Source organism: Streptomyces sp. W16 (genome assembly GCF_033194735.1).
In the GTDB taxonomy this organism is placed as follows: domain Bacteria; phylum Actinomycetota; class Actinomycetes; order Streptomycetales; family Streptomycetaceae; genus Streptomyces.
The window spans coordinates 1-11,506 of the sequence record NZ_JAWOAI010000325.1; the positions used below are offsets into that span (position 1 = coordinate 1).

General features: G+C 69.7%; 10 protein-coding genes and 1 pseudogene. 8 read left to right on the plus strand and 3 right to left on the minus strand.

All coding sequences use genetic code 11. The features are described 5' to 3' along the window. Positions 1-670: pseudogene (locus R6V09_RS33705) on the plus strand (amino acid deaminase); the annotation flags it as partial. 10 nt (positions 671-680) lie between these two features. After that, entirely contained in the window at positions 681-2,303 is a 1,623-nt protein-coding gene (locus R6V09_RS33710) for an N-acyl-D-amino-acid deacylase family protein (RefSeq protein ID WP_317885256.1), read from the plus strand. A 27-nt stretch (positions 2,304-2,330) separates the two neighbouring features. On the opposite strand, the gene R6V09_RS33715 is transcribed toward R6V09_RS33710, so the two are convergent. After that, positions 2,331-3,167 (minus strand): trypsin-like serine peptidase, encoded by an 837-nt coding sequence (locus R6V09_RS33715; protein WP_317885257.1) that lies wholly within the window; start codon positions 3,165-3,167, stop codon positions 2,331-2,333. 159 nt (positions 3,168-3,326) lie between these two features. Here R6V09_RS33715 and R6V09_RS33720 point away from each other — a divergent pair, with 159 nt between their 5' ends. The 6 genes from R6V09_RS33720 (at position 3,327) to R6V09_RS33745 (ending at position 9,756) form a co-directional block, all read left to right on the plus strand. Then, entirely contained in the window at positions 3,327-4,538 is a 1,212-nt protein-coding gene (locus R6V09_RS33720) for a pyridoxal phosphate-dependent aminotransferase (RefSeq protein ID WP_317885258.1), read from the plus strand. A gap of 100 nt (positions 4,539-4,638) precedes the next feature. Beyond that, a complete protein-coding gene (locus tag R6V09_RS33725; protein ID WP_317885259.1) occupies positions 4,639-5,037 on the plus strand; it encodes an SCO4983 family protein in 399 nt (132 codons plus the stop codon). A gap of 199 nt (positions 5,038-5,236) precedes the next feature. After that, positions 5,237-6,316, plus strand: a complete 1,080-nt coding sequence (locus R6V09_RS33730; RefSeq protein WP_317885260.1) for a substrate-binding domain-containing protein — start codon at positions 5,237-5,239, stop codon at positions 6,314-6,316. A 14-nt stretch (positions 6,317-6,330) separates the two neighbouring features. Further along, positions 6,331-7,551, plus strand: a complete 1,221-nt coding sequence (locus R6V09_RS33735) for a toxic anion resistance protein (RefSeq protein ID WP_317885261.1) — start codon at positions 6,331-6,333, stop codon at positions 7,549-7,551. Continuing rightward, a complete protein-coding gene (locus R6V09_RS33740; protein ID WP_317885262.1) occupies positions 7,548-9,158 on the plus strand; it encodes a vWA domain-containing protein in 1,611 nt (536 codons plus the stop codon). The genes R6V09_RS33735 and R6V09_RS33740 overlap by 4 nt, the downstream gene beginning before the upstream one ends. Beyond that, complete coding sequence (locus tag R6V09_RS33745) at positions 9,145-9,756, plus strand: hypothetical protein (RefSeq protein WP_317885263.1); 612 nt, start codon at positions 9,145-9,147, stop codon at positions 9,754-9,756. Before R6V09_RS33740 ends, R6V09_RS33745 begins: the two co-directional genes overlap by 14 nt. Here the strand turns inward: R6V09_RS33745 and R6V09_RS33750 are convergent. Together R6V09_RS33750 and R6V09_RS33755 are read right to left on the minus strand one after the other, a co-directional pair. Next, positions 9,744-10,898 carry a hypothetical protein gene (locus R6V09_RS33750; RefSeq protein WP_317885264.1) on the minus strand — a complete coding sequence of 385 codons (1,155 nt, stop codon included), beginning with the start codon at positions 10,896-10,898 and terminating at the stop codon, positions 9,744-9,746. The genes R6V09_RS33745 and R6V09_RS33750 overlap by 13 nt on opposite strands. Then, a partial coding sequence (locus tag R6V09_RS33755) for a protein phosphatase 2C domain-containing protein (RefSeq protein WP_317885265.1) occupies positions 10,895-11,506 on the minus strand: 612 nt, incomplete at its 5' end. The genes R6V09_RS33755 and R6V09_RS33750, both read right to left, overlap by 4 nt.

Sequence of the window (11,506 nt, forward strand, 5' to 3'; positions counted from 1 at the left end):
GACGACACTGCGGCTCGTGGGCGTGGCGGGCTACGAGGGCGAGGTGCCCCAGGCCGACCCTGAGCGGGTGCACGCGTGGCTGCGCCGACTGACCGCGCTCGCCGTGGAGTTCGACAAGGCGGGGCGGTTCGCCGGGGCCGGGCTCGACGAGATCGTGGTCAGCGCGGGTGGCAGCGCCTGGTTCGACGCGGTGGCCGACGTCTTCGCCGAACTGCCCGAACTCTCACTCCCCGCACTGAAGTTGCTGCGCTCGGGCGCCTACGTCTCGCACGACGACGGCCACTACCGCAAGCTGACCCCCTTCACCCGCGTCCCCGAAGAAGGCGCGCTGGAACCCGCGTTCCGGCTCTGGGCACAGGTCGTCTCCCGCCCCTCCCCCGAGCAGGCCTTCGCCAACGCGGGCAAGCGGGACGCGGCCTACGACCTCGACCTCCCGCTCGCCCAGGTGGTCCGCCGGGACGGCACCGAGCGCCCGGCGACCGGCATCGAGGTCACCGGCCTCTCCGACCAGCACGCCTGGCTGCGGACGGCGGCCGAGGCGGACCTGGAGGTGGGCGACTGGATCGGCCTGGGACTGTCCCACCCCTGCACGTCCTTCGACAAGTGGCAGCTGATCCCGGTGGCGGAGGCGGACGGCACGGTCGTCGACTACATCCGCACGTTCTTCTAGGAGGCGTGACATGGAAGAGCTCGTCATCCGGGACGCGGACGTCGTCGACGGCAGCGGTGGAGCGTCGTACCGCGCCGATGTCGTCGTCGACGGCGGCAGGATCGTCTCGATCGTGCGGGAGGCGGCGCAGGCGGGCTGTCAACGCCCCAAGGCGCGGCGGGAGTTGGACGCGGAGGGGCTGGTCCTCTCCCCCGGTTTCATCGACATGCACGCCCACAGCGACCTGGCCCTGCTCCGCGACCCGGACCACAGCGCCAAGGCCGCGCAGGGGGTGACCCTCGAAGTCCTCGGCCAGGACGGGCTGTCGTACGCCCCCGTCGACGACCGCACGCTCGCCGAGGTGCGCCGGGCGATCAGCGGGTGGAACGGGTACGGCGACGACATCGACTTCGACTGGCGGTCGGTGGGCGAGTACCTGGACCGGCTGGACTCCGCTTTCGAAGGCCGCGGAATCGCCGTCAACGCGGCCTACTTGATCCCCCAGGGCACGGTCCGGATGCTCGTCGCCGGCTGGGAGGACCGGGAGGCGACACCCCAGGAGCTGGACCGGATGCGGCGGTTGGTCGCGGAGGGCATGGAGCAGGGCGCGGTCGGCATGTCGTCCGGGCTCACCTACACGCCCGGCATGTACGCCAAGGACGCCGAACTCACCGAACTCTGCCGGGTGGTGGCGTCGTACGACGGCTACTACTGCCCGCACCACCGCTCGTACGGAGCGGGCGCGCTGGAGGCCTACGAGGAGATGGTGGAGCTGACCCGCGAGGCGGGCTGCCCCCTCCATCTCGCCCACGCCACCATGAACTTCGGCGTGAACGAGGGCCGGGCACCGGAGCTGCTGACCCTCCTGGACGAGGCACTGGCCACCGGCGCGGACATCAGCCTCGACACCTACCCCTACACCCCGGGCTGCACAACTCTCGTGGCCATGCTGCCGAGTTGGGCGAGCGAGGGCGGCCCGGAGGCGATCCTGAAGCGGCTCGCGGACGACGGGACGGCCGAGCGGATCCGCCACCACCTGGAGGTGCTCGGCTCGGACGGCTGTCACGGGGTGCCGATGGAGTGGGACACGATCGAGATCTCGGGGGTCGCGGATCCCGCGCTGGCGGACCACGTCGGCCGCCGCCTCGACAGCTGGACCACGGCCCGCCGCCTGCTCCTGGCCGACCGGCTCGCCCCGTCGATCCTCCAGCACGTGGGCCACGAGGAGAACGTCCGGCAGATCATGCGGCACCGCGTCCACACGGGCGGCTCGGACGGCATCCTCCAGGGCGCCAAGCCGCATCCGCGGGCGTACGGCACGTTCCCGCGCTATCTCGGCCACTACGTACGGGAGTTGGGGATCCTGCCGCTGGAGGAGTGCGTGGCACACCTGACCTCCCGCCCGGCGGCGCGCCTGCGTCTGCCCGACCGGGGTCTGGTCCGCGAGGGCTACAAGGCGGACCTGGTCCTGTTCGACCCGGAGACGGTGGCGGCGGGTTCGACGTTCGAGGAACCGCGCAGACTGCCGACCGGCATCCCGCACGTCCTGATCGACGGCCGCTTCGTGATCGAGGACGGCCGGCGGACGGACGTACTGGCGGGCCGGTCGATCCGTCGCAGTCCCGTGCGACGGAACGCCAACTCCCGCTCCTGACTTACGACTTGAGCGAGAACCCGGAACCTACGGCTTGGGCAGGGTGCAGCCGCTCGCGCTCAGGCTGAGCACGTTGGCCGAGGTGAAGCAGGCCGGGATGTTGTAGGTCTCCTCGGCGTAGTTGATGCCCTCGCGGACGGTCACCGCGCCGGTCTCGCTGACCTCGCACGGGTTGTCGACGGTGCAGGTCTCGCCGTCCTCGTTGCCCGTGTTGTTGACGGCGACGACCTGGCCGGTGCTGGTGTCGATGACCGGGGAGCCGGACGTGCCGCCGATGGTGTTGCAGGCGGAGGTGTAGCGGACCGAGTCCTTCCAGGTCCAGTCGCCCTCCTTCAGCCGGTACACGAACCCGTCGATGTTGCAGCTGTAGATCGTCTTCCAGTAGCCGGAGACGACCTTGATGGCGGTGCCGGCGGTCGGGTGCGTGGCGCTCACGGTGAGCGGGCTGATGTTGTACGCGCTCTTGATCGCCGCGTACGTGGTGGTGGTGCGGTAGATCGTCACGTCCGTGTCGGTCATCGTCGAGTAGACGACCTGGTTGGCGCGGAGTGTGGCGACCTTGGTGCCGGCCGAGTTCAGCAGCCCGAAGGTGCGGCTGGAGGACTGGCCGGTGATGACCTCGCCGGGCTCCGGGAAGCCGGTCTCCAGGCAGTGGCCGTTGGTCAGCACGAGGGCCGGGGAGGTGTCGGTCGAGTTCGGGAAGCGGATGACCGACCCGGAGCAGTTGCTGAGCGAGACGGTTCCGGCGAAGTCGACGGTCACGGCCGCCGCCTTCGGTGCGGCCTGCGGTGCGGCGACCGCGGGTGCCATTCCGGTCCCGGCGATGACCAGGCCCGAGAGTGCGGCAAGGAGAGGCTTGTTCATGTGGGGGTCCCCTCTTACAGACGCGAGCGACCGGAGATCTTCCGGTCGCCCTCACGTCATTGTCATGCACATTCTCACGACAAGAGGGGGCCGCCGCAAGAAGCCCACGTGGTGCAAAACACGGCGCGAGAGGCGTTACCGGGCCGTAAGCTCACCGACATGCAGGTGATCCAGTCGACCAAGCTCTCGAACGTCTGTTACGAGATCCGGGGCCCGGTTCTCGAAGAGGCGATGCGTCTGGAAGCGGCCGGCCACCGCATCCTGAAGCTCAACACGGGCAACCCGGCGGCCTTCGGGTTCGAGTGCCCGCCCGAGATCCTGGAGGACATCCTCCGGAACGTGTCGTCGGCACACGGGTACGGCGACGCGAAGGGCCTGCTGGCCGCCCGCCGCGCGGTCGTGATGCACAACCAGACCCTCGGCATCGAGACGGACGTGGAGCACGTCTTCATCGGCAACGGCGTCTCCGAGCTGATCGTCATGGCGATGCAGGGCCTGCTCGACGACGGCGACGAGGTCCTCGTACCGTCCCCGGACTACCCCCTGTGGACCGCCGCCGTGTCCCTCTCCGGCGGCACCGCCGTCCACTACCGCTGCGACGAGCAGTCCGACTGGATGCCCGACCTCGCCGACGTGGAGCGGAAGGTCACCGACCGCACCAAGGCGATCGTCATCATCAACCCGAACAACCCCACCGGCGCCGTGTACGACGAGGAGATGATCAAGGGCCTCACCGACATCGCCCGCCGCCACAACCTCCTCGTCTGCTCCGACGAGATCTACGACAAGATCCTCTACGACGGCGCCACGCACACCCCGACCTCGAAGGTCGCCCCGGACCTGCTCACCCTCACCTTCAACGGCATGTCCAAGGCGTACCGGGTCGCCGGTTACCGGGTGGGCTGGATGTCGATCTCCGGGCCGCGCTCGCACGCCGACTCCTACATCGAGGGCCTGACGATCCTGGCGAACATGCGGCTCTGCGCGAACATGCCCGGCCAGCACGGGGTCGTCGCCGCGCTCAGCGGGCGGCAGACCATCAACGACCTGGTGCTACCGGGCGGCCGGCTGAAGGAACAGCGGGATGTCGCGTACGAGCTGCTGACCCAGATCCCGGGTGTGACCTGCGTGAAGCCGAAGGGGGCGCTGTATCTGTTCCCGCGGCTCGATCCGCAGGTCTTCAAGGTCAAGGACGACCGGCAGATGGTGCTCGACCTGCTGCGCCGCGAGAAGATCATGGTCGTCCACGGCACCGGGTTCAACTGGTCCGAGCCCGACCACTTCCGGGTCGTGACGCTGCCCTCGGTCGGCGATCTGCGGGACGCGGTGACCAGGATCGGGAACTTCCTGGACGGGTACAGCCAGCCGTAAACCTCATGGAACTGGTTCTTCCAGCCAATTTTTCGGCCAGCATAACTTTAGACGAGATCTAAGCTAGGATGGTTTCCTGTCTGAGCACAGGAGACCAGCCATGTACGAACCGATCCGCACCAAGTCGGTCCACAGCACGCCGGCCCGCACGCCCTCCGACTTTCCTCACCGGTCGCGCGAGGAAGAACTGGACATTCAGCTGGCGGGGCATCTTGCCGCGCTGCTTGCGGTGACGGATGAACTGCGGGCGTTGGCGCCGTCGGATGAACTGGATGTCGCGGCGGAGAGGCTTGCCGGGCAGCTCACGCGGTTGCGTGGTGGCGCCTCGCCGAGCCGGGCGTCCGCCGCCGCTTCTACGTCCCGTTTGGATGCCCTGCACCTGAAGGCTCATGCGCTTGCCGGGCGGGCGTTGGTTGTTGCGGCGTCCCGTGCGGATACGGCTGCGGCGATTCTCTCGGCCGAGCGGATGGATGCGCATGCGGTGACTGTGGTCGCCTAATCGCCCTAGGGGTTCTGTGTTCTTGCGGGTGCGCGTGCACTGTGGCTGGTCGCGCCCACGCGGCGGAGCCGCATATCGATACAGCCCCGCGCCCCTGAAGGGGCGCTCCTCTCAACCGTGTTGATCCGGGACCCGTCCGACACCCTCCGTTCATCCCTTTCCTCGGGGAATGTTGGGTTCCGCGAGCACGCTGCCCCTCGTGAGACGTATCGCGGGAATCGTCCTCGCGGTGTTGCTGATCGGCGGAGTGGTGGCAGCCGTCGTAGCGGGCCGGGACAACGGGGACAAGGGCACGGCAACGAAGACCGTGCGTGGAGTGATCGGTTCGGAGAAGGCGGACTTCTTCGCCGATCCCGATGTGGTGAAGGCCCTCGCCGCCAAGGGCTACACCGTGAAGACGGAGACCTCCGGGTCCTGGGCCATGGAGGGGCTCGACCTCAAGGGGTACGACTTCGCCTTCCCCTCCAGCCAGGCGCCGGCCGACGCGCTCGCCGCCAAGTACAAGGTGCGGCAGCCTTTGCCGCGGCCCTTCTACTCGCCGCTCGTCGTCGTGGCCCATCGCAGCGCCGCCCAGGTCCTCGCGGACAACGGGCTCGCCACGCTGGACAAGAGCCAGGACCGCGGCACGCTGAAGATGGGTGCCTATCTGGATGCGGCCAAGCGTGATCTGACCTGGCAGCAGCTCAAGGGGGCTGGAAAGCACGGGGAGTTGACCGGGACCCTCTACATCGCGACCACCGACCCGGAGACCTCCAACTCCGGTGCGCTGTATCTCGCCGCCGCTTCCTACGTCGCGGGCGGCGGGCGGGTGGCGGCCAGTAGCGCCGACGTCGGTCGCACCGCGCCGCTGATGCGCAAGCTGATCAGTGTGCAGGGCGCCCAACAGTCCAGCTCGGACGCGCCGTTCCGGGACTTCATCAGCGGCGCCGGCAATCCGCTGGTCCTGGTGTACGAGTCCCAGGTGGCCTCGCTGCTCCTCGACAAGCAGCCGGTAGGCGACCTCGTCGTGCTCTACCCGGACACCACGGCCACCAGCGACCACACCGTCGTGCCGCTCACTCCCGAGGGCCGGGCGCTGGGTGAACTCCTCAGCTCCGACCCGACGTTGCGGAAACTCGCCGTACGGCACGGGTTCCGGCCGCAGGGTGACTCCGCCGAGTTCGTCGCGGCCACCGCCGCCCACTCCAGCTACCTCAACCAGACGCTGACCGGCGTCCGGCAGGCGCCCGTGCCCACCTCCACGGTGCTGCACGACATGGCGCGCCGGGCGCGCGGTTGAACGGGGGAACAGACATGAGCAGCAGTTTCAACACCAGCCAGAACAACAGCAGTCAGCACACCCTCAGCGGTGACGACGTCTTCACGCTCACTCCGCCGGAGGCCGTGACGGCCGTCCCGAAGGAGAAGGCCGGCGGACTCGTGCCGGTCGACGACGGTGTCCGCACCGACATGGAGCGGAAGGCCACCGCCTACGTCGAGGGACTCGCCGCCCTGGACGCCCGTTCGCCCGAGTTCGCGGGCAAGGTCGGGGAGATCACCGCGCTCGGTGCCGGGGAGATGCGCAGCGCGACCGCGCAGTCCAACCGGATGCTGGAGCGGACGGTGCGCAGTCTGCCCTCGAAGGGCGGGGACGCCCAGTCGCAGGTGGCGGGCTCGCTCGTCGAACTGCGGCGAGTCGTCGAGGACTTGGACCCGCGTGAGCTGCCGGCGTCGAAGGGGCGGAAGTTGCTGTCCCGGCTGCCCGGCGGCAACAAGCTGCGCGACCACGTCGCCAAGTACGCCTCCGCGCAAGGGACGTTGAACAAGATCGTGGGCTCGCTGCGCGGCGGTCAGGACGAACTCCGGCGCGACAGCGCGGCGTTGCAGACCGAGCGGGTCCGGCTCTGGGAGACCATGGGCAAGCTCCAGGAGTACGTGGTCCTCACCCAGGCCCTCGACTCGGCCGTCGAGCAGCACATCGCCGGCGTCGAGGCGGCCGACCCCGGCCAGGCCGACACCCTGCGCGCGGACGTCCTCTTCCCGGTCCGACAGAAGCACCAGGACCTGCTGACCCAGCTCGCGGTGTGCGCGCAGGGCTACTTGGCGATGGACGTCGTACGGCGCAACAACGACGAGCTGATCAAGGGGGTCGACCGGGCGGCGACCACGACCGTCTCGGCCCTCCGCATCTCGGTCATGCTCGCCTCCGCCCTCGAAAACCAGCGCAAGGTCGTCGACCAGGTCAACGCCCTGCGCGGCACGACCGAGGACCTGATCCGGGGCAACGCGGAGATGCTCGCCACACAGAGCGGCGAGATCCAGCGCATCGCGGCCGACCCTGCGGTGGGCGCGGAGACGCTGCGCACGGCGTTCCAGCAGATCTACCGCACGCTCGACGCGATCGACACCTACAAGGTCCAGGCGACCGAGGTGATGGCGGCGACCGTGGAGTCCCTGACGTCCGAACTCCAGAACGCCAGCACGTACTTGGAGCGGAGCCGGTCGCGAGGCGCGCTGGACGGGGGCTCCGCATGAGACGCGGCGACTTGATACTCGTCGAGCGTGTGGGCAGGCGTTCCGCACGGCGGAACGGGTGGGCACACGCGGCCCGCGGCGCCGCAGCCGCCATCGCACTCGCATGGGTGGCGGCGGGATGCACCTCGACCCCGGACCACTCGACCACCGGCCAACCGCCAGCGGCACCCGGCACCCTCCGCGTCCTCGCCTCCAGCGAACTCAGCGACATGACCCCGGTGTTCGACCAGATCCGCAAGGACACCGGCATCACGATCCGCCCCACCTACATGGGCACCCTCGACGCGGTGGACCTGCTGGCGCAGGGCAAGGCCGACGGGCGGTACGACGCGCTGTGGCTGTCGTCGAACGACTATCTGCGGCTACGGCCCGACGCGGCGGAGAAGGTCGTCTCGGAGACGTCGATCATGTCGAGCCCGGTCGCGATCGGGGTGAGGACGGCCACCGTCACGGCACTGGGCTGGCGGCCGGACAAGGTGACCTGGTCGCAGATCGAACAGGCCGTCCAGGACGGCAGGTTGACGTACGGCATGACGGACCCGGCGCGCTCCAACTCCGGTTTCTCCACGCTGATCTCGGTGGCCTCCGCGCTCTCCGGCGCCCAGTCGGCGCTCACCGATGCGGACGTCACCAAGGCGGCTCCCCGGCTGAAGGAGTTCTTCAAGGGGCAGAAGCTGACGTCGGGTTCGTCGGGCTGGCTGGCCCAGGCGTACCAACGGCGGGGGAACGTCGACGCGTTGCTCAACTACGAGTCCGTCCTCAAGGGCATCCCGGGTCTGACCGTGATCCGCCCGAGCGACGGGGTCGTCACCGCCGACTACCCGCTGACCTCCCTCGCCTCGTCGGACGCCACGACCCGCGAGAACGTCCGCCGGGTGACGACGGACCTGCGCACGGACGCCCTGCAGAAGCTGATCACCACCCGCACGCACCGCCGCCCGGTCGTCACCTCCGTACCGCCCGCGTCCGGCCTGGACACCAGCCGACGGCGTGAACTCCCGTTCCCCGGCAGCCGGTCCGTGGCCGACGGCCTCCTGGACTCGTACGAGAACAAGCTGCGCCGGCCGTCGCGGACCGTGTACGTCCTGGACACCTCGGGGTCGATGGCGGGCGACCGGCTGTCCCGGCTGAAGAAGGCCCTCACCGATCTGACCGGCGACTTCCGGCAGCGCGAGGAGGTCACGCTGATGCCGTTCGGGTCGGCCGTGAAGAGCGTGAAGACGCATGTGGTGAGTCCGGGGGATCCAAAGGCCGGGCTGGACGCGATCCGCGCGGACACCAAGGCGCTCGGCGCCGACGGGAACACCGCGATCTACACCTCGCTGGAGAAGGCGTACGAGCATCTCGGTGCCGGTGGCGACACGTTCACGTCGATCGTGCTGATGACGGACGGCGAGAACACGACCGGCGCCAAGGCCAAGGAGTTCGACGGGTTCTATCGTCAACTGCCCGCAGCCCAGCGGGAGATCCCCGTCTTTCCCATCCTCTTCGGCGACTCGGACAAGGCGGAGCTCCAGCACATCGCCGACCTGACCGGCGGCCGTCTCTTCGACGCCCAACAGGGCTCACTGGACGGCGCCTTCGAGGAGATCCGTGGCTACCAGTAGGTTCCTGGGCTACTTGGAGTCCCGCAAGAACCTCACCGGCAGCGCGTGCGGACTGCTCGGGCTGGTGCTGACGTTCGTGGGCGTGGCGGGGCCGTACTGGCCCGTCGTGGTCGTGGGGCTGTACGGCGCGGGTGCGCTGATCGCGCCGCCGGAACGGCCGCCGCTGCCCGACTTCCCGGACCCGTCGGCCCAACTGGAGGAACTGCGGGACGACTTCGAGAAGCTGGGCGGATATCTGACCGGCATCGAGTTGCCGCCCGCCGCAGCCGGCCGGCTCACCGAGCTGACCCAGCTCCTCGCCGGGCTGCTGGATCCGCAGGTCACGCATGATCTCGCGCAGGATCCGGAGGGCGTGCACATCCTGTCGCGGGCGATCCGGCAGGACGTACCGGAGGCGGTCGACACGTTCGTGCGGACGCGGTGGTGGACGCGGCTGGCGCCGGGTGCCGAGCCGCCTGAGCGGCATCTGGAACGGCAGTTGACGGTGCTTCAGGAGGAGGCGCAGGGGCTGGCGGCGAGTCTGCGTGAGGTGGAGGCGCGGCGGCAGGAGTCGCACACGCGGTATCTGGAGGACCGGGGGCGTTCTCAGAGCAGTTGAAGGATCACGATCAGCAGGATCAGCGCGAGCAGCACACCGCCCACCACCTTCAGCGGGCCGAGGCCGGTGGTCGGTACGGCCGCGGGAGGCGCGGGCACCGGCTGTCGCACCGGTGGGTTGAACACGTCGTGGCCGGTCACCGCGGCGCGGGTGCACCACGGGCAGGTCGGGAGGTGGGAGCCGTAGGTGTGCAGGGGGCGGGCCGGGCAGACCCGGACGCGGGAGCGTTCCTGGTCGAGGGCGCGCAGCCAGACCTCGGCCGTGGGGCGGGCGGCGGGGGCGTGGACGCCCGGGCCGAAGGCGGTGTGGGCCAGGGTCAGGAGGCCGGGCGGGAGGACCGAGGGGTCGACGGTGCCGCGTGGGATGACGACCAGTTCGGGGCGGACGACGTAGGAGACGCTGGCGGCGATGTTGTCCTTGACGGTGGATTCGGGGGTGCTGTCGTGCGGGACGCCGCCGAAGGGGTGGTTGCCCGCGGTGAGGAGCTGGTAGATCAGCACGGCGAGCGCGAAGTCGTCGCTCCCGGAGGTGGCGGCGGCGCCCGACTGGCGTTCCGGTGAGGAGTAGTCGGTGGTGTGCATCAGACACGGGAAGTGCTCGCCGGTGACCGGGTCGGTGAAGGCGATGGAGTCGCAGTCGAGGAAGGTGACGAAGCCGTTGGCGTCGACGACGACGTTGCTCGACGAGAAGTCGCCGATGACGAGGCCGTCGTAGTGCATGCGGGCCGTCATGAAGGCGAGGTTCCAGGAGACGCCGAGCAGGAAGCGCCAGTCCGCGCGGCCCGGGAAGAGCCGCAGGCGCTGGACGCGGGTGAACAGGCCCACCAGCTGGACGTGTTGGGGTTCGCCGAAGCGGCGCATGGCGTAGCCGAGGAAGGCGTCGTCGGGGCCGCGGGCGATGGCGGTGGGCCAGGCGAGTTCGGGCGGCTGGTTGGCGTCCGTGGGGCGGGCGGCCAGCGGTGACATGGTCAGCATGCGGGCCAGGCGGCGCTCCAGGTCCGGGCCCGGGCGGTCGCGGTAGAGCTTGACGACGATGGTGTCGTCGCCCTCGACGGGGAAGACGGCCGCCTGGCCGCCGCCCTTGAGCGGGAGTTCGGCGAGGATGACGGGCTTGCCGTCCAGGTGGACGGTGCGGCCGGTCACGGGGTCACCGCGCGCACGGCCCGCAGCAGGGTCTTGTCGTCACCGTTGAGACTGGTCAGCCGGTCGGAGCGGAGGAGCGCGGCGATGTTCTCGCTCGCGCTGTCGGTCACCGGCCCCGGGGTGTCCAGGGAGCGCAACACGGCTTCCACGAAAGAGGTGTTGGGCTGCGGCGGGCCACCGGCGGGCATGGAGAGGGCGGCCTGGGCGAGGCCGTCGGTGGACAGCAGCACCCCGTCGACCCGCGGGTCCGCCACACAGTCGGTGTGCAGTCGGCGAGGCGCGTCGGGTGAGGTGAGGAAGACGGTCTCGTTGCTGTACTCGCTGACGGCGGGCGGCTGCGGAAGGAGGTGGAACTGCCGTTGCCCGTCCTCGGTTCCGGCGCGTACGACGACGAAACCGTCGCCGACGCTGAGATGGCCGAGCCAGCCGGGGGTGAGGACGACGACGGTGAGGGTGGTGGCGTAGTCGGGTGCGGTGGCGCCGTAGGTGTCCAGGAAGATCTTCGCCACGTCGTGGAAGGCGTCGGCGAGCAGGTCGTGGACCTCGCTGCCCGGCGGGCAGCCGGACGCGGCGGCGGCCCGGCGCCGGAAGTGCTCGGCCGCCAACTC